This is a genomic window from Pseudomonas sp. R38(2017), assembly GCF_002112395.1.
Taxonomy (GTDB): Bacteria; Pseudomonadota; Gammaproteobacteria; order Pseudomonadales; family Pseudomonadaceae; genus Aquipseudomonas.
Genome location: NZ_NEHN01000012.1, coordinates 176696 through 197099 on the forward strand (window position 1 = coordinate 176696; position 20404 = coordinate 197099).

9 protein-coding genes and 1 pseudogene are annotated in these 20404 nt (G+C 60.8%); 3 read left to right on the forward strand and 7 right to left on the reverse strand.

The features are described from left to right. Nucleotides 1-31: 31 nt before the first annotated feature. Together CAF87_RS26240 and speB are read right to left on the reverse strand one after the other, a co-directional pair. Nucleotides 32-454: a nuclear transport factor 2 family protein gene (locus tag CAF87_RS26240; RefSeq protein ID WP_085730101.1), complete on the reverse strand. Its 423-nt coding sequence runs from the start codon at nucleotides 452-454 to the stop codon at nucleotides 32-34. 10 nt (nucleotides 455-464) lie between these two features. Continuing rightward, nucleotides 465-1415, reverse strand: coding sequence for an agmatinase (gene speB / locus CAF87_RS26245; RefSeq protein WP_007956591.1), 951 nt, complete (start codon nucleotides 1413-1415; stop codon nucleotides 465-467). A gap of 205 nt (nucleotides 1416-1620) precedes the next feature. Here speB and CAF87_RS26250 point away from each other — a divergent pair, with 205 nt between their 5' ends. Continuing rightward, the gene (locus tag CAF87_RS26250; RefSeq protein ID WP_007956593.1) at nucleotides 1621-2514 is read left to right on the forward strand and encodes a LysR family transcriptional regulator; all 894 of its coding nucleotides are present in this window, start codon (nucleotides 1621-1623) and stop codon (nucleotides 2512-2514) included. 4 nt (nucleotides 2515-2518) lie between these two features. Then, on the forward strand, nucleotides 2519-3115 hold the full coding sequence (locus tag CAF87_RS26255; RefSeq protein WP_085730102.1) for a tRNA-uridine aminocarboxypropyltransferase: 597 nt from the start codon (nucleotides 2519-2521) through the stop codon (nucleotides 3113-3115). Nucleotides 3116-3156: 41 nt separating this feature from the next. Here the strand turns inward: CAF87_RS26255 and CAF87_RS26260 are convergent, their stop codons facing one another. The 3 genes from CAF87_RS26260 to CAF87_RS26270 are packed head-to-tail and all read right to left on the reverse strand — an operon-like array spanning nucleotide 3157 to nucleotide 8076. After that, on the reverse strand, nucleotides 3157-4518 hold the full coding sequence (locus CAF87_RS26260) for an HlyD family type I secretion periplasmic adaptor subunit (RefSeq protein WP_085730103.1): 1362 nt from the start codon (nucleotides 4516-4518) through the stop codon (nucleotides 3157-3159). A 9-nt stretch (nucleotides 4519-4527) separates the two neighbouring features. Next, on the reverse strand, nucleotides 4528-6687 hold the full coding sequence (locus CAF87_RS26265) for a type I secretion system permease/ATPase (RefSeq protein ID WP_085730104.1): 2160 nt from the start codon (nucleotides 6685-6687) through the stop codon (nucleotides 4528-4530). Between the two features lie 30 nt (nucleotides 6688-6717). After that, entirely contained in the window at nucleotides 6718-8076 is a 1359-nt protein-coding gene (locus CAF87_RS26270) for a TolC family outer membrane protein (protein WP_085730105.1), read from the reverse strand. A gap of 533 nt (nucleotides 8077-8609) precedes the next feature. Here CAF87_RS26270 and CAF87_RS26275 point away from each other — a divergent pair. Next, a complete protein-coding gene (locus tag CAF87_RS26275) occupies nucleotides 8610-18029 on the forward strand; it encodes a retention module-containing protein (RefSeq protein ID WP_085730106.1) in 9420 nt (3139 codons plus the stop codon). 181 nt (nucleotides 18030-18210) lie between these two features. On the opposite strand, the gene CAF87_RS26280 is transcribed toward CAF87_RS26275, so the two are convergent. Both CAF87_RS26280 and CAF87_RS29365 read right to left on the reverse strand, forming a co-directional pair. After that, a complete protein-coding gene (locus CAF87_RS26280) occupies nucleotides 18211-18582 on the reverse strand; it encodes a DUF6124 family protein (RefSeq protein ID WP_085730107.1) in 372 nt (123 codons plus the stop codon). A gap of 531 nt (nucleotides 18583-19113) precedes the next feature. Beyond that, a pseudogene (locus CAF87_RS29365) lies at nucleotides 19114-20404 on the reverse strand (hypothetical protein); the annotation flags it as partial.

Consider the following 20404-nt stretch of genomic DNA (forward strand, 5'->3'; position numbering starts at 1 on the left):
CCGCATCGTGTGTGAGGCGTCACCTGTTTGGCTAAGGGGGTGGCAGCCCTTCCGGCATTGCGGACAAATGTTCGTGGCAGGCCAGCCAATGGCCTTGTTGTTCTAGGCTCGACGCTTGTTTCCTGAAAACAATCGTCTCGCGCTCCTGGCTGAAGTGTTGCTCCCCTTGCATGCGCAGCTCGGTGGCCACGTCATGGATAAACACCGCCACGTCACCTTGCAGGCTGACGAAGGCGTTGCTCGAAGTGCACGACAGCACCTCGAAGCCATCCTCGGCGCGCCAGCTGTCCCACAACGCCTGATAGGCATCGCGCGACAGCAGGGGCTGTTCGAGGGTGTAGAACACGAAGCTCGCATCGGCGCTGAACGCGCCGAAGTAGGCTTCGCGATCGTTGCGGGCGAAGGCGGACACCAGATCGGCGGCCGCTTTCAAAACCTGATCACGTTCGTTCATGATCCGACCCTCAGCGATGGACCACGCCAGGCAGTACGCAGAGCATTTCGTACAGCAGGTTGGCGGCCAGCAGCGAGGTGTTGCCGGTGGTGTCATAAGCGGGCGAGACTTCTACCAGATCGCAGCCGATCAGGTCGAGGCCCTGGCAGCCGCGAACGATTTCAATCGCCTGAATGGTCGTCAGACCACCGATTTCCGGGGTACCGGTGCCAGGCGCCCAAGCCGGGTCGATGCCGTCGATGTCGAAGCTCAGGTACACCGGGCCGCCACCGACTTTCTCGCGCACTTCGGCCATCAGCGGTTCCAGCGACTTGTGCCAGCACTCTTCGGCTTGAACAACGCGGAAGCCCTGATCGCGGCTCCAGTTGAAGTCGTCAGCGGTGTAACCCTGCGCCCGCAGACCAATCTGCACCACGCGGTCGCAGTCCAGAAGGCCTTCTTCGACGGCGCGACGGAAGGTCGTGCCGTGGGCGATCTTCTCGCCGAACATGTGATCGTTGACGTCAGCGTGAGCATCGATGTGCACCAGTCCGACCTTGCCGTGCTTTTTGTGGATGGCACGCAGGATCGGCAGGGTGATGGTGTGGTCGCCACCCAGGGTCATCGGGATCACGTTGTGCTCGAGGATGTTGTCGTAGGCTTCTTCGATGATGCGCACGGCGTCGAGCAGGTTGAAGGTGTTGATCGCCACGTCACCGATGTCGGCAACCGACAGCGAGTCGAACGGCGCGGCGCCGGTGGCCATGTTGTACGGGCGGATCATCACCGATTCAGTGCGGATGTCGCGCGGCCCGAAGCGGGTGCCGGGGCGCAGCGAAGTACCGATGTCCAGGGGCACGCCAACGAAGGCTGCGTCCAGACCGGCAGCGGTCGGTACGTGGGGGAGTCGGAGCATGGTGGCGATGCCGCCGAAGCGCGGCATTTCGTTGCCGCCCAGTGGTTGGTGAAGAATCTTGTCCACGGGTAGGGCCTCATCGTCTTTGTTTTATTTATGTCGGCGCGCCGCATTCGCAAGGTCACGGGCACCGCTGTGGGCCGATTCTGCGAAATGTAGTGAGGCGAAAGAATCGCTACGGGCAAATACTTAGTTCAGAATTTTCTAAACTAATGGAATGGCTGGAGATAGACTTCTCGCCCATGCTCGTTGCCCGATCAGTGGAGTCCCCATGGCCAACGCTTTACCCGACCTGAAACTTTTGCGCATCTTCGTCAGCGTCGTGCGCCATCAGGGCTTTGCCAACGCGCAGCAGGAACTCAACCTGTCGACCTCGGCGATCAGCACCTACATGAGCCAGCTCGAAGCCGCGCTCGGTCTGGTGCTGTGCCATCGTGGTCGCGGCGGTTTCAGCCTGACCAGCAAGGGCGAGCTGTTCCATCAGGAAACCCTGCGCCTGCTCGCCGAACTCGAAGGTTTCGAGCAATACGCCGCCGCACTCAAGGGCGAACTGCGCGGCACGCTCAACCTCGGGGTGATCGACTCCACGGTCAGCGACAAGGCTCTGCCGTTCGCCGAAGCCATTGGCGCCTACAGTCAGGAACATCCTGCGGTGCATTTGCATCTGTCGGTGATGAGCCCTTACGAACTGCAACTCGGCGTGCAGGACAACCGCCTCGATCTGGCCATCGGCGCATTCTCCACGCGCATGAGCGGTCTGGTGTACATGCCGCTGTACCGCGAACAGCACTGGCTGTATTGCAGCAGCCGTCATCCGTTGTTCAACGAGCGGCGGATTCCCGAGCAGGTCATCACCCAGCAACGTATGGTCGGGCGGGGCTACTGGAGTCAGGCAGAACTGGCACGCCACGGTTTCAAACACAGCGCCGCCACCGTGGAAAGTATGGAGGCACAGCTGATTCTGGTGCTGTCCGGCGCCTACATCGGTTACCTGCCAGAGCACTACGCCCAGGCCTGGGCCGACAAGGGTGATTTGCGGGTGCTGCTGCCGGCGACCTTCGGTTATCAGGCGCCGTTTTCCATGATCATGCGCCGTGGCCGCAGCCGCGAGCCGCTGATCCAGACTTTCCGTGATCTGCTCAAAGCGCAGCTCAATCAGGCCTGAGAACATGTCCAGACCCCAATGCCCGCGCTGCCTGCGCCCTCAAACCCACTGCCTGTGTCCGCTGATTCCCAGCCTCGACAGCCGCACCCGCGTGTTGCTGTTGCAGCACCCGAGCGAGGTCAATCACGCGCTCAACACCGCACGGCTGGCGGCGCTCGGTTTGAACAATGCCGAACTGATCGTCGGCGAGGTGTTCGAGGATTTGCCTGCGCTGCTGAACCGGCCGGGGTATCGGGCGCGGTTGTTGTTCCCGGCGGATGATGCACAACCGATGCAGGCTTACGCGGCTTCCGATGAGCCGTTGTTGCTGGTGGTGCCGGACGGCACGTGGCGCAAGGCGCGCAAGATGTTGCATCTGAATCCGCTGCTGGCGGCGTTGCCGCGGGTGACGCTGGCGCAGGGCGGGGTTTCGCGGTATCGGCTGCGCAAGGCACCGGGGCCGGGAGCGTTGTCGACCATCGAGGCGATCGTTCAGGCGTTGCAGACACTGGAAGCGCCGGCCTCTTTCGATCCGTTGCTCAAGCCGTTCGAGGCGTTGATCGAGGGGCAGATTGCGGCGATGGGGGAGGAGACTTTCCTGCGCAATCATGCTGACAAATAGTGGCAGATCGTTCCCACGCAGAGCGTGGGAACGATCAATCATCAGCGTTCGCGCATCGCTTCGGTCCGTGCCTTCAACACCGGTTTGAGCAGGTAATCCAGCACACTTTTCTCCCCGGTAATGATGTCCACCGTGGCAACCATGCCCGGGATGATCAGCAACGGTTTCACATCCCCGCCCAAATGGTTTTTGTCGGTACGCACCTGGATCAGGTAGAAGCTGTTGCCCTTGTCGTCGGTGATGGTGTCGGCACCAATCAGCTCAAGCTTGGCACTGAGCCCGCCGTAGATCGTGTAGTCGTAGGCGCTGAACTTGACCATCGCCTTCTGACCCGGATGCAGGAACGCCACGTCCTGCGGACGGACCTTGGCTTCGATCAGCAGGTTGTCTTCCAGCGGCACGATTTCCACCATGTCACTGCCCGGCTGAACCACGCCGCCGATGGTGTTGACCTTCAATTGCTTGATCACCCCGTGCACCGGCGAAGTCACGGTGGTGCGGCTGACGCGGTCGTCGATGGCGATACTTGACGCGGTGATTTTCGACAGGTCGGTGCGTTTCTGGTTGAGGTCCTTTGCCGCGTCGGAGCGGAAGGTCTGCTCCGACTCGTCGATCTTGCTCTTGATCTCGTTGATCGCCGATTCGGCCCGGGGAATGGCCAGCGTCGTGGCGTTCAGCGACCCACGAATTTCCACCGCACTGCGTTTGAGCCGCAGGATTTCCACCGGCGACACCGCCCCGGTGCCCACCAGCGGCGACGACATATTCATCTCTTGCTGGAGCAACGCCAGGCTGGAACTGTACTGACCCTGCTTGGAGCGAAACTCCGCCAGTTCCTGAGTCTTCTGCCGCAGCTGTTCGGTGAGCGTGCGTTGCTCACTGGCCAGGCGCCGCTGGCGCTGGTCGTACAGCGCGCGTTCGTCTTCGGCCACTTGCGGCGCTTTGCTGATGATCTCGTCGGAGAGCTTCATCGGCCGGCCTTCGGACTCTGCCGACAATCGCTCGACCTGCGCCATCAACGCATAGCGATCGGCCTCGCTTTCACCCTTGTTCGACAGAAACCGCGTGTCATCCAGACGCAGCAGGGTGTCACCCTTGTTCACCATTTGTCCTTCACGCACGAAGATCTCGGTGACAATCCCGCCTTCGAGGTTCTGGATCACCTGGACCTTGCTCGACGGAATCGCCTTGCCTTCGCCCATGGTCACTTCTTCGAGCACCGCGAATTTGGCCCAGACCAGCGCGCTGATCAGCAGCGCCGCCGCCAGCCACACGGTGATCCGCGACCAGCGCGGCGAGTCCTGCAACGAAGCGCCGGCGGTTTCCGGCATGAATTCGGCTTCGGCGCTTTTGCCGAAACTGTCGAAGTAGCCGCGCTGTTTTGAAGAGGAGGAAGCAGACATGGGCAACTCCTAGACCGCCGCCGAGCCGACCCGGCCCTTGCGCAGTGCATCGATGACCGCTTCTTTCGGACCGTCGGCGACGATCCGGCCGTTGTCCAGCACCAGCAACCGGTCCACCAGGCTCAGCATTGAGGTGCGGTGGGTGACCAGCAGCAGCGTCTTGCCCTGCACCCAGCCGTGGAGCTTCTGGCGCAGGACGTCTTCGCTGCTGTTGTCCATGGCGCTGGTAGGTTCGTCGAGCAGCATGATCGGCGGGTCGAGCAACAGTGCTCGGGCCAGCAGCACAGCCTGACGTTGCCCGCCGGAGAGCAATTGCCCGCGTTCGCCCACCGGCCGGTCGAAGCCTTGCGGATGCTGGCGTGCCAGCTCGGTGACACCGGTCAGTTCGGCGACTTCGAGCATTCGCGAGTCGCTGACGTAGCGGGCGCCGAGCGTGAGGTTGTCGCGCAGGCTGCCGGCCAGCAGCGGCAGGTCATGGGCGACGTAACCGATCTGCTGGCGCAGGTCGGCGACATCCAGTTGCCGCAAGTCGAGGCCGTCGAGCAGCAACTGGCCTTCTTCCGGTTCGTAGAAACCCATCACCAGCCGCGCCAGGGTGCTTTTGCCGGAACCGCTGCGGCCGATGATGCCGATCCGCTCGCCGGGCTTGAGGCTGAAACTGACGTTACTCAGGGCCGGTGCATTCTGGCCGTTGTAATGAAAGGTCACACCGCTGATGTCCAGTGCGCCTTGCAGTTGCGTGCGCTCCAGCGGCCGCTGTTTGCCGTCGCGCTCCTGAGGCAGGGCCATCAGCGCGTCGGTGCTTTTCATGGTCAGTTGCGCTTGCTGGTAGCGGGTGATCAGCCCGGCGATCTGGCCCAGTGGTGCAAGCACGCGACTGCCGAGCATGTAGCTGGCCACCAGCGCGCCGACGCTGAGGTTGCCGGCGATGATGCTGTAGACCCCGGCGACGATGGTCGCCATCCCCGAGAATTGCTGGATGAACAGCGTGCCGTTGGTGGCCAGTGCCGAGAGGTTGCGCGCATGGCTGTCGAGGCGGGTGAGGGCGCCGTGGGTGCTTTCCCATTTGTGCTGGCGCTCGCTTTCGGCGCTACAGGCCTTGAGGGTTTCCAGACCGCCGAGGGTTTCGATCAGCAGCGCCTGACGCTCGGCACCGAGGCTCAGGCTTTTTTGCACGGTGTCACGCAGGCGCACCTGAATGATCATCGCGAACACGATCGTGATCGGAAACGCCAGCAACGGAATCACCACCAGCCAGCCACCGAGCAGGCCGATCACCACCAGCATCAGCACCACGAAGGGCAGGTCGATCAGGCTGGTCAGAGTCACTGCGGTGAGAAATTCCCGCAGCCCCTGAAAGTCGTGAATGCTCTGGGCGAAACCGCCGATGGTCGCCGGCCGGGCCTTCATCGCCATGCCGGTGATGCGCTCGAACAACGTCGCGGAAAGGATCACGTCGGTCTTCTTGCCGGCGGTGTCCAGCAGGTGCGCGCGCACCACCCGCAACACCAGTTCGAAACCGGTGCCGATCAGCAACCCGATGGCCAGCACCCACAGGGTCGACGTGGCCTGATTCGGCACCACGCGGTCGTAGGTCTGCATGACGAACAGCGGCACCATCAGGCCCAACAGGTTGATCAGAAAACTGGCGAGGATCGCGTCGCTGTAGAGCCATTTCGACAGCTTCAGGGTGTCGCGAAACCACGCCTGAACCCTCGGCACAAGCGGTGAGCGCAGGTCTTCCAGTTCATGCCGGGGCCGGGCGAACAAGGCCTGGCCGGTGTAGTGTTCGGTGAGTTCTTCGCGGCTGACCCACTGTTCGCCGCCATCGGCTTCACTGGGCAGAATCAGGGCCTTGCCGTCATCGGCAAAACGCCGCAATACGGCGGTGCGGCCATTGCTCAACAGCAACAGCACCGGCAGGTTGAGCGGGGAGATGTCCTTGAGGTCGCGGCGCAGCAGCCGCGCCTGCAAACCGGCCCGGGCTGCGGCGCGGGGCAGCAGCTCAAGGCTCAGGCGTTGCTTGTCCAGGGGCAGGCCGGCACTCAGGCTGGCGCGACTGACCGTCGCGCCATGGAGTTTGCAGAGGATCAACAGACCGTCGAGTAACGGATCATCGAAGCTCAGCCGCGGATCGACCCCGGAAACACCGGGTTCCATGCTGGTCATATTGATCGCTCCCTGGCTACATCATCGGGACTACTTCAGTTCGGGCAAGCGTGCCTCGTTCTTCACCTCGGCAGCGGCAATCGCGTCGGCCGGCAGCACGACACGTTGCTTGCTCAGCAACTGACCCATGTTCGCCAGCACGCGGTACATCGAAAATTCCTCGGTGTAGCGGATTTCGGTGTAGCGGCGATTGGCGTTGTACAGCTCGTTTTCACTGTCGAGCAGGTCGAGCAGGGTTCGTTGGCCGAGGCCGAACTGATCCTGATACGCGGCGCGCACACGCTTGGTGGTCTCGGCGTATTCGCGGGCAGTCGGGGTCTGTTTCTTGGCGTTGACCATGGCGTTCCACGCCAGGTGAATGTTCTCGTTGAGCTGGCGCAGGGCGTTGTTGCGGATGTCCATGGCCTGGTTGATCTGGTGCGCATCGGAGGCCAGTCGTGCCTTGTCGCTGCCGCCGCGGAACAGGTTGTAGTTCATCACCACGCCAACGCGCCATTCGTTGTCATGGCCTTCATCGCCCTGCACGTTGTTGTTGGCGCCGACTGCCGCTTCCGCATCGAAGCGTGGGTAGAACGGTGACTTGGCGACTTCGTACTGGCTCTCGGCCGATTGCACGTCGGCCTGGGCGGATTTCAGATACGGGTTGTTCTCGACCATGCTTTGCTGGGCTTCGGGCAGGGTGGCGGGCAATTCACCACGGGTCGAGGCCGGTGCTTCCAGCTCATCGGGCATGCGCCCGACCACGGCGTAGAAGTTCGATTCGGCATCCGCCAGATCGACTTCGGCAGTATCGAGGTTGTTCTGCGCCAGCGCTTTACGGGCGACCGACTGATCGGAGTCGGCGGTGCTGCCGATGCCGCGCTGGGTGCGCAGGCCGATCTGGTCATTGACGCGCAAATGCGCCTGCAGGTTGTTCTTGGCCAGCGTCACCAGTTCACGACGCTTGAGCACTTCGAGGTAGACCTCGATGGTGCGCAGGGCCAGGTCCTGCGCGGTGCCTTGCGCGTAATACGCGCGCGAATTGGACACACCCTTGGTGCGCTCGACTTCGTTGGCGGTGTTGAAACCGTCGAACAGCATCTGCCGCAGACGCAGCTCGGACTGGGTGTAGTTGAGGATTTCGGTGTGGTGGTTACCGAGGGCCCGAGTGTTGGTGTTGTCGCTGTAGCCCCGACCGTAAGCGGCGTTCAGATCCACCGACGGATAGAAGCCACCCTTGGCAACTTTTACCTGTTCATCGGCCGACAGCTTGGCGTCCACCCGCGACGCCAGTTCCGGGTGGGTTGCAATGGTGCTTTGAATGGCTTCGGTAAGGTTCATGGCTTGAGCTTGGGATGTGCAAGCCATGGCCAGCAAAACCGCACTGCAGAGGGGGGTTAGAACGCGCATGGGTGCATCTCCCTGAGTCCTGATGGTATTCCGCTGTCGCCAATTTATTGACGATATTTTTGGTATTTAGCGTCTCATCGCTGATACAACAGAGCTAAGAACATCCTGAAGCGTAGCTAAGAAAAATTTTTCATATGGCTTATGCCAAAAAAAACTTATGCGCTTCGTCGAATCCAGCACATTGTTCCATTCGAAAGCCTTTGTTTTATGCGCTTTAGGGAGTGCATGAAGGCTTGAGGAAAGTTCCACTCACTTTGCGACATACGGGCGAAGTACTGCTAAAGGGGAGGGACGCGTAGCGGCGAATGGGTGACAGTTTTTTGTCACTCGGGTGATTCACCACCGTTACGTAGCGCTAGTGGGCGTGCTGCATCGATCAGGGATTCCAAGTGCCTGAGGGCGCTGGAGTATCTGAATGTGCACACCCTGCGAAACGAACTGTCGAGGTGCGAGCGTCGCCCCGACAACCCGCTTGAGCCATGGGCTGCTTCGTGAACCAGTGCCGACGGTGGTCGGCAGCGGAGGAAATGCACATGGCAACGCTCATCGGGATCGTCACTAAAGTCATCGGTCAGGTTTTCGCTCAATCGGCTGACGGAGGTCGGCGCGCATTGGTTGAGGGCGATCGACTGTTTGCCGGGGATCAATTGATCACGGGCGCGGAGGGGGCGGTCGCCGTCCATCTGCAAAACGGCCAGGAGCTGACCCTGGGCCGGGACAGCAGCCTGACCATGACCGGACAATTGCTGGCCAACCACGCGCCCCATGTGGATGCGCCGGAAGCGCTGACCCCGAGCGATGCTCAACTCACCGATGTCGCACAGATCCAGAAAGCCATTGCCGCCGGTGACGACCCGACCAAATCCGCTGAAGCCACTGCTGCAGGCCCCGATGCCCCCGGCGACACCAACGGCGGCAAGGGCGGCGGTCACAGTTTCGTGCTGTTGACCGAAGTGGGTGGCCGGGTCGATCCGGTCATCGGTTTCCCAACGGCCGGTTTCGGTGGCATTCCCGAGTTTCCGCAAGAGCGCCACAATGCAGTCATCGACAACGGCGACAACACGCCAGTGCCGGTCATTCCGCCACCGGTCAATAACCTTGTGGCCCTCACTGGCCTGGATGTGCCCGGGGGCGAACTGACGCTCAACGAAGCCAATCTGCCGGACGGTTCCGCCGCCAATCCCGGGGCGCTGACCCAGGCCGGCAGCTTCAGCATCTCGGCGCCCGATGGTCTGACAAGCCTGAGCATCGGCGGCATCAACGTGATCGTCGGCGGCGTGCCGGTCGGTTTCCCGCAATCGATCACCACACAACTGGGCAACACCCTGACCATCACCGGTTACAACCCGGCGAACGGTACGGTCAGCTACAGCTACACCCTCAACGGCAATGACGCCCATCCTGCGGGTGACGGTGCCAACAGCCTCAGCGAACATTTCACGGTGATTGCCGGTGACAGCAATGGCGACACGGCGACCGGCTCGCTGGATGTGAACATCACCGATGATGTGCCCAAAGCGGTGGATGACAGCAACGCCGGAATGGCTTCTGAAACCAACCTGAGCCTGACCGGCAACGTCCTGACCAATGACGTCCAGGGCGCCGACCGGATTCCCGTCGGCCCCAACAGCGGCCCTGTGGTCGCCGGTACATTTACCGGGACTTACGGCACGCTGGTACTGAACGCCAACGGCACTTACACCTACACGCTCAATACCAGCGACGCGGATTTCAAGGCGTTGCATGGCGGCGGCAATGGCACAGAGACCTTCACCTACACCCTGCGCGATTCCGATGGTGACACCAGTACTGCAAACCTCGTTCTGCAGATCCACAACAACGACGATCCGGTGCTGATCAACGGGTTGAACGTCGAGGGTGGCGAACTGACGGTTTTCGAGAAAAACCTTGGTACCGGCAGTGCGCCGGATGCTACGGCTTTGACTCAGAGCGGCACTTTCACGATCACTGCCTTGGACGGTGTGACCACGCTGACTGTCGGCGGCATTGCCGTTGTCACCAACGGTGTAGCCGCAGGCTTCCCGCAATCGGTGACCACGCCATTGGGCAGCACACTGACCATCACCGGGTTCAACGCCACAACCGGCGTCGTCAGCTACAGCTACACCCTCGACCACAACGACGCCCACCCAACCGCCAACGGCGCCAACACGCTGAGCGAGCAGTTCGCCGTCACCGTGGTGGATGACAACGGCACCACCGCCAATGCTTCGCTGGATGTGAACATCGTCGACGACCTGCCCAAAGCCGTGGACGACAGCAACACCGGCACGGCTTCGGAAACCAATCTCACGCTGACCGGCAACGTCCTGACCAATGACGTGCAAGGCGCCGACCGCGTCCCGACCGGACCCAATGCTGGACCGATCACTGCCGGCACTTTTACCGGGACTTACGGCACCTTGGTGTTGAATGCCGACGGTTCTTACACCTACACCGTCAACCCTAACGACGCAGACTTCAAAAACCTGCACGGCGGTGGCAACGGCACCGAGACCTTCACCTACACCATCACCGACTCGGACGGCGATACCAGCACCGCCGACCTGGTGCTGCAGATCCACAACAACGACGATCCGGTGGTTATCAGCGGCCTCGATGTGAACGGCGGTGAACTGACTGTTTTCGAGAAAAACCTCAGCACCGGCAGTGCACCGGATGCTACGGCTTTGACTCAGAGCGGCACTTTCACGATCACTGCCTTGGACGGTGTGACCACGCTGACCGTGGGGGGAATCGCGGTCGTAACCAATGGTGTAGCCGCCGGTTTCCCGCAATCGGTCACTACGCCGCTGGGCAGTACGCTGACCATCACCGGTTTCAACGCCACGACCGGTGTGGTGAGTTACAGCTACACCCTCGACCACAACGATGCGCACCCGACTGCCAACGGCGCGAACACTTTGAGTGAGCAGTTCGCGGTCACCGTAGTGGATGACAACGGCACCACCGCTAACGCTTCTCTGGACGTGAACATCGTTGATGACGTGCCAAAAGCCGTGGACGACAGCAATGCCGGCACGGCTTCGGAAACCAATCTCACGCTGACCGGCAACGTGCTGACTAACGACGTGCAAGGCGCCGACCGTGTGCCGACTGGTCCGGTCACCGCCGGAACCTTCACCGGGACTTACGGCACTCTGGTGCTGAATGCTGATGGTTCCTACACCTACACCGTCAACCCTAATGACGCCGACTTCAAGAACCTGCATGGCGGTGGCAACGGCACTGAAACTTTCACCTACACCATCACCGATTCGGACGGCGATACCAGCACCGCGAATCTGGTTCTGCAGATTCACAACAACGACGATCCGGTGATCATCAATGGCCTCGACGTGAATGGCGGCGAGCTGACGGTCTTCGAGAAAAACCTCAGCACCGGCAGTGCGCCGGATTCGGCGGCGTTGACTCAGAGCGGTACTTTCACCATCACTGCGCTGGACGGCGTCACCACGCTGACCATTGGCGGCATAGCCGTGGTCACCAATGGCGTGGCGGCAGGCTTTCCGCAATCGGTCACCACACCATTGGGCAGCACGCTGACCATTACCGGATTCAATGCCACGACTGGTGTTGTCAGTTACAGCTACACCCTGGACCACAACGATGCTCATCCGACTGCCAACGGCGCGAACACGTTGAGTGAGCAATTTGCTGTGACGGTGGTAGATGACAATGGCACCACCGCGAATGCGTCGCTGGACGTCAACATCGTCGACGACCTGCCAAAAGGTGTGGACGACAGCAACGCCGGCACCGCCTCGGAAACCAACCTGACGCTGACTGGCAACGTTCTGACCAACGACGTGCAAGGCGCTGACCGAGTCCCAACCGGCCCCAATGCCGGGCCGATCACCGCCGGCACTTTCACCGGGACTTACGGCACCTTGGTGCTCAACGCCAACGGTACTTACACCTACACGCTGAACACCAACGATGCCGACTTCAAGAATCTGCATGGCGGCGGAAACGGCACTGAAACCTTCACCTACACCATCACCGATTCGGACGGCGATATCAGCACCGCGAACCTGGTTTTGCAGATTCACAACAACGACGATCCGGTGACTATCAGTGGCCTGGATGTAAACGGCGGTGAACTGACTGTTTTCGAGAAAAACCTCAGCACCGGCAGTGCACCGGATGCCACTGCACTCACCCAAAGCGGCACGTTCACCATCACCGCGCTGGACGGCGTGACGACGCTGACCGTGGGCGGCATTGCTGTCGTGACCAACGGCGTGGCGGCAGGCTTTCCGCAATCGGTCACGACTCCGTTGGGCAGCACGCTGACCATCACCGGGTTCAATGCCACGACCGGTGTCGTCAGCTACAGCTACACCCTGGATCACAACGATGCTCATCCGACTGCCAACGGCGCGAATACCCTGAGCGAGCAGTTCGCCGTCACCGTCGTCGATGACAACGGCACCACGGCGAATGCCAACCTGGATGTAAACATCGTCGATGACCTGCCAAAAGGCGTGGATGACAGCAATACCGGTACTGCCTCGGAGACCAATCTGACGCTGACTGGGAACGTGCTGACCAACGATGTGCAAGGTGCTGACCATGTACCAACTGGTCCCAATGCCGGCCCGATCACTGCCGGCACCTTCACCGGCACTTACGGCACCTTGGTGTTGAACGCCAATGGCACTTACACCTACACGCTGAACACCAATGATGCCGACTTCAAAGCCCTCCACGGTGGCGGAAACGGCACTGAAACCTTCACCTACACCATCACCGATTCGGACGGCGATACCAGCACCGCGAATCTGGTTTTGCAGATCCACAACAACGACGATCCGGTGACCATCAGCGGCCTGGATGTGAACGGCGGTGAGCTCACCGTATTCGAGAAAAACCTCAGCACCGGCAGTGCACCGGATGCCACCGCCCTGACTCAGAGCGGTACTTTCACGATCACTGCTTTGGATGGTGTGACCACGCTGACCGTGGGCGGTATTGCCGTCGTCACCAACGGCGTGGTGGCAGGCTTTCCGCAATCGGTCACGACTCCGTTGGGCAGTACGCTGACCATCACCGGGTTTAACTCCACCACTGGTGTCGTGAGCTACAGCTACACCCTGGATCACAACGACGCGCATCCGACCGCCAACGGCGCGAACACGTTGAGTGAGCAATTTGCTGTGACGGTGGTAGATGACAATGGCACCACCGCGAATGCGTCGCTGGACGTCAACATCGTCGACGACCTGCCAAAAGGCGTGGATGACAGCAACGCCGGCACCGCCTCGGAAACCAACCTGAGCCTGACCGGCAACGTCCTGACCAACGACGTCCAGGGCGCCGACCGGATTCCCGTCGGCCCCAACAGCGGCCCTGTGGTCGCCGGTACATTTACCGGGACTTACGGCACGCTGGTACTGAACGCCAACGGCACTTACACCTACACGCTCAATACCAGCGACGCTGACTTCAAAGCGCTGCATGGCGGCGGTAATGGCACCGAAACCTTTACCTACACTCTGCATGATTCCGATGGTGATACCAGCACCGCGAATCTGGTGTTGCAGATCCACAACAACGACGATCCGGTGATCATCAACGGCCTCGACGTGAACGGCGGCGAGCTGACCGTTTTCGAGAAAAACCTCAGCACCGGCAGTGCACCGGATGCCACTGCACTGACCCAAAGCGGCACGTTTACCATCACCGCGCTGGACGGCGTGACGACGCTGACCGTGGGCGGCATTGCTGTCGTGACCAACGGCGTGGCGGCAGGCTTTCCGCAATCGGTCACGACTCCGCTGGGCAGTACGCTGACCATCACTGGCTTCAACGCCACCACTGGTGTCGTGAGCTACAGCTACACCCTGGATCACAACGACGCGCATCCGACCGCCAACGGCGCGAACACGTTGAGTGAGCAATTTGCTGTGACGGTGGTAGATGACAACGGCACCACCGCCAACGCCAATCTCGACGTCAATATCGTCGACGACCTTCCAAAAGGCGTAAATGACAGCAACGCCGGCACCGCCTCGGAAACCAACCTGACACTGACCGGCAACGTCCTGACCAACGATGTGCAAGGCGCTGACCGTGTACCGACTGGCCCCAACGCCGGCCCGATCACTGCCGGTACTTTTACGGGGACCTATGGCACGCTGGTGTTGAATGCCAACGGCACGTACACCTACACGCTGAACACCAACGATGCCGACTTCAAGAATCTGCATGGCGGTGGCAACGGCACCGAGACCTTCACCTACACCATCACCGATTCGGACGGCGATACCAGCACTGCGAATCTGGTTTTGCAGATTCACAACAACGACGATCCGGTGATTCTCAACGGCCTCGATGTCAACGGCGGCGAGCTCACTGTCTACGAGAAAAACCTCAGCAACGGCACTGCGCCGGACGCTACGGCGTCGACCCAAAGCGGCACCTTCACCGTCACTGCCCTCGACGGTCTGCAAACCCTCACCGTCGGTGGCATCGCCGTGTTCACCAATGGCGTGGCCGCAGGCTTCCCGCAATCGGTCGTCACGCCGCTGGGCAGCACGCTGACCATTACCGGTTACAACCCGGCTACGGGCGTGGTGAGTTACAGCTACACCCTTGTGGATCACGAAACCCACCCGACCGGCAATGGTGCCAACAGCATCACCGAAAACTTCAACGTGGTGGCCACCGATGGGGATGGCAGCACCGCGTCCGGGCAGATCAACGTCAACATCATCGACGACCTGCCGACCGCCAAGGCCGACACCGGCTCGGTGGCGGAGGGCGGCACGGTCAACATCAGCGTGCTGGGCAACGACGCCACCGGTGCCGATGGCCCGGCAGCGGGCGGTGCGGTGGTGGGCGTACGGGGCGGCAGCGACACGTCGACCTCGGCCATTGGCGGCCTCAACAGCAACATCAACGGCACCTACGGCTACCTGACCCTGGATGCGGCTGGCAACGCGGTCTATCACAGCAACCCGAACTCGGTGAGCCCGCCGGGCGCCACCGACTCGTTTACCTACACCATTCGAGACAGTGACGGTGACGAAAGCACCACCACCATCACCATCAACGTCGCTGACAGCAAACTCGTGGCCTCGGTCGATCAGGACGTGACCGTCTACGAAAAAGCCCTCGACCTGACCAAGGACGGGCAAGACCTGGCCCCCGGCACGGTCACCGGCAGCGACCCGACCAACACCGGTGAAACCGCAACCGGCACCCTGGTCGGAGCGGTCACCGGCGGCAGCGGTGCGATCACTTACACCCTGGTCGGCAGCGCCACCGGCACTTACGGGCAGATCCTGCTCAACGTCGACGGCACGTACACCTATACCTTGACCTCGGCGCCGAAAACCACGCCGAACGCCAACGACGGGCCGAACACCCTGAGCGAAAGTTTCACTTACAAAGCCACCGATGCGCTGGGCAACAGCACCACCAGCACCATCGTGGTCAACATCGTCGATGACGTGCCAAAAGCCGTGGCGTCGGACCGGTCGGTAGCAGCGGTGGAGATCGATTCCAACGTGCTGATCGTGCTCGACATCTCCGGCAGTATGGCCGACGCCTCTGGCGTGCCGGGCCTGTCGCGGCTGGACCTGGCCAAGCAGGCGATCAGCGCCTTACTCGACAAGTACGACGATCTGGGTGATGTGAAAGTGCAACTCGTCACCTTCAGCAGCAGCGCCACCGACCGCACGTCAGTGTGGGTCGATGTGGCCACGGCCAAGACCCTGCTGGCCGGTCTCAGCGCCGGTGGTGGCACCAACTACGATGCGGCCGTGGCGACCATGCAGACCGCGTTCAACACCTCGGGCAAACTCACCGGGGCGCAGAACGTCGGCTACTTCTTCTCCGACGGCAAACCCACCACCGGCCAGGAAATCGGCACCGCCGACGAAACCGCGCTCAAAGCCTTCCTTGATGCCAACAACATCAAGAACTACGCCATCGGTCTCGGCAGTGGTGTGAGCAACGCCAACCTTGATCCGATCGCCTACGACGGCATCAGCCACACCAACACCAACGCGGTGGTGGTCACCGACCTCAATCAACTGAACTCGGTGCTGTCCGGCACCGTGGAAGGCGCACCGGTCACCGGTTCGTTGCTGGGCGATGGCGGTTCATTCGGCGCCGATGGCGGTTTCATCAAATCCATCGTGGTCGACGGCACCACCTACACCTACGACCCGAAAGCCAACAGCGGCCAGGGTTCGCTCACTGCCAGCGGCGGTACCAATCACGGCACCTTCAACACGGTGAACAACACCCTGAGCATCGCCACCAACAACAGCGGCACCCTGGTGGTCAACCTCGACACCGGCGACTACAGCTACACCTCGCAGAAAACCACCAGCGTGGTGATCACCGAGAACATCGGCTTCACCCTCAGCGACAACGACGGCGACCTCGCCAGCTCGACCCTGACGGTGAAAGTGATCCCCAACTCGCCACCCGTGGCAGTGGACGACCACATCATCACCAACGTGCTGTCGAGCAATGTCGTGGTGCCGGGCGAGTTGCTGCTGGCCAACGACACCGATCCGGACGGCGATACGCTCAACGCCTCGCCAACCACCTTCAACACTGGTTGGGTCGCCAAGGGCGCGGACTTCACCGGCAGCGGTGCGATCAGTTTCACCGGCACCAGCAACACCGCCGCCAACCAGAACCTGGCCGATGTACGCAACTCCTTCGCGGCGAACACGGCGGCCATGACAGCGGTGCTGGTGGTCAGTGGCTATCTCGGTGCGGTGACCAACGCCAATGCCAACGATGAAGACCTGATCACCGTCAAACTGAAACAGGGCGAGACCCTCAACCTCGACCACAACCTGGCGGCCGGCCACATCACCATGGAGTATTCGGTGAACGGTGGGGCGTTCGTCAGCATCGCCGCTGGCGGCACCATCACCGCCAGCGCCGATGGCACGTACCAGATCCACATCACCAACATCACCAACACCAGCGGCAGCAACACCAATGCCGCGGAAAACTACCAACTGACCATGACGGTCAACTACGCCGGGGCCCACGACGTCACCCCGGACTTCCACGGCACCTACACCGCCAACGACAACCACGGTGGCAGCGACACCGCCAACGTGACCATCAGCTATCAGGACGGCCACACCCTTACCGGGACTTCCGGCGATGACGTGCTGGTGGCGGGCAACGGCGACAACATCCTCAACGGTGGCGACGGTAACGACGTGCTGACCGCAGGCTCCGGCAACAACGAACTGCACGGCGGCGCCGGCAACGACTTGCTCTACAGCGGCCCGGGCAACGACATCCTCGATGGTGGCGCCGGTATCGACACGGTCAGCTATGCCCACGCGACGGCCGGTGTGACAGTCAACCTGAGCCTGCTCGGTGCGCAGAACACTGTCGGTGCGGGCATCGACACCATCAGCAACGTCGAAAACCTCGTCGGCTCGAACTTCAACGACACCCTCACCGGCGACAACAATAACAACGTCATCAATGGCGGCCTGGGCAACGACATCCTCAACGGCGGCGGCGGTGACGACCTGCTGATCGGAGGCATGGGCAACAACACCCTGACCGGCGGGCCGGGCGCCGACACCTTCCAGTGGCTCAAAGGCAACAGCGGCCACGACACCGTCACCGACTTTACCCCCGGCACCGACAAGCTCGACCTGTCGCAACTGCTGCAAGGTGAAAACGGCACGGCGGCTTCACTGGATGACTACCTGCACTTCACCGTCACCGGCAGTGGCGCCTCGGTGGTCACCAGCATCGACGTCAGCGCCATGGCCGGCGCCACGCCGAACCAGACCATCGACCTGGCCGGCGTCAACCTCGCAAGTCACTACGGGGTAACGCCGGGGGCAGGTGGGTTGATCGCCAGCGGGCATGACACGGCGACGATCATCAACGGCATGCTCAATGATCATTCGTTGAAGGTGGATACGGTGTGAACCGGGGCTGAAACGACAAAACCCGCCGTCCCGGTTATACGGGACGGCGGGTTTTTTATGCCTGGCGAAATCTGTGGCGAGGGAGCTTGCTCCCGCTGGGTTGCGAATCAGCCCCCAAAAGCATTGCGAGCGCTTCGGACTCGAGCGGGAGCAAGCTCCCTCGCCACAATCGCTCACTTGCCTACAGGTTTGCCTCAGCCTTCAGTTCCAGATTATCCAGCACCCGATTCACCGCCAGTTCCGCCAGCATTATCAGTTGCCCGATGCCCAACAGCACATGCCGCTGCGGCGTATCGATCATCCCGGCGAAATCGCTGGCCATGATTTTGGCCGAGGTCAGGGTTTCGCAGGCGTCGGCCAGCAGTTCTTCGCTGTCGATACCGGGCGCTATGAGGCAGCGGGCGTTGGGTTTGAGCAGAGGTTTTCTGGGGAGAAGCGGATTGAGGTAGTGATCGAGAGCGCGTTCGGCGGCTTCGTGGAATTTCTTTGAATCGAGGGTTTCGTAGGGGGAAGTTGAATCGACTTCCGGCGGGTTTGGCGTGGGTTTGATCATGGGTAAAGCCTCTAGAGTAGTGGAGGCGCCACGCTTCGCTGCTAAACGAAAGAGGTGGCGGCCGTACGCGGGTTAGCAGACCAGGACTCTAGAACCCGGCGCACCGAAGTGCCCCACGCAAAGCAGCCATAACGTGAACGGACAGGCGTGAGCCTGATCACGAACGAACGGCATTGTGCGTCTAGAGTAGATCCGGGCTGCTAAACCCGATCGCTGCTTTTCAACGACCGCCAAACAATAGAACCCGCCCCCAAGGCGCACAAGCCGGCGGATTCTGGCGGATGCGTAGGCAAAGGCGCAAGGTTGCGTGGCTTTGCGGACATAAGCTTCAACACTATTCAACGAGGCCTTCCAAAGGCGCGGAAACGACAAAAGCCGCTCTCCCGATTGGACGGGAGGGCGGGCTTTCGTAGTTGGGACTGGTAAATAAATACGTCCCCTTTCCTCTCGAAGGAAGGAGGGATTTTATGGTTCGGACTGGCAAAAAATGCGCAACTTTCATCACTTAATCGCTCATCCCCTTTATCCGTCTTAATGGACGATTGGGTACGTATTAGAGTCTAAATTCACCCAGATATCTTGAATGAAGTAGTTGATTGTTCCTTTATACGTATGCGTTGTCGTACCCTCCCAGGTTGTTTTTCCAGCATCGATAGGGACAGCTCTATGGCCGCCGTGCTGGCTACGAAGGCCAATGTTCCGAGCAATTGGATAGGCGTAACAGGTTCCAGTGAATTTGACTTGACCATATAGAGCAGTACCACCCGGTGGAAGGTAACTATTACCATTGTAGGGATCATAGGCCGCTGTAATCACTGGAGGGGTGTAAGGAGGGAGTACCGTTATTGAGAACGACGGAGAGACTGGTTGGCTTCCATAAAGTCCCTTGGCTGTGAAGGTGTGTTTGGTTCGTGCTAAAGCGTTGATCGTAAACGTCCATCTACCAGTTGTATCGATAGGCGCTGTACCTAGAGGTGTTTGGCCGTCAAATAGCTCTACTTGCATCGCATTCGCAGCGGTGCCGGACAACCGTACACTTGTTGCATCAGTGTAGCCATCGTTGCCAATTGGGCTTCCGCTTGGCAAGACATAAACCGAAACGATATTCGGTGGAGTGGCGGCAGTCACGGTGAAGGTCCGCGCAGCCGACACCGCGCCCGGCGCATACAACGCCTTGGCGGTGAAGCTGTGGAGCACGGCAGTCAGGCCAGTCACCACCAGCGTCCAGATGCCGGTCACCGGATCGGCTGTTGGCTGCCCTTTGGACACGATGCCCAGTAGCACATCAACTTTCTGGCCCTTGGCGGCGGTGCCGGTCAGGGTGACGCTGGTTTCGACGGTGCTGCCACCGTTGGGGATTTCCACATTGCTCGGCGAGCCCTTGACCGAGGTGATGGTCGGCGCGGTGGCGGCGGTTACGGTCAGCGTGCGCACGTTTGAATACGTCGGAACCTGGTGATAGAGCGATTGGGCATACAAGCGATGCGACTCTTCCGCGACGGGGACCGAGAGTTCCCAATCACCGCTCGCATTGGCGGTCGCCTTGCCCTTGGATACTGCACTTGCGCCAGTACCGTCGAATACCTCGACCTGCTGGCCAAGACTCGCCTTGCCTTTGAGTTTCACGGTGGTGCTGGTTGTCCAGGTACCTTCCGGTATTTCCGCGTTATTGGCGCCCAGTACGTTGGTGATCGTAGGCACGATCAAGGCCACTACGGTGAAAGTGAGCGGGGCTGATGTCTGCCCTGACGCGTACAGCGCCTTTGCAGTGAATGTGTGCAGCGTGAGTGTCCGGCCGCTAAGTGTGTGTTTCCAGATGCCA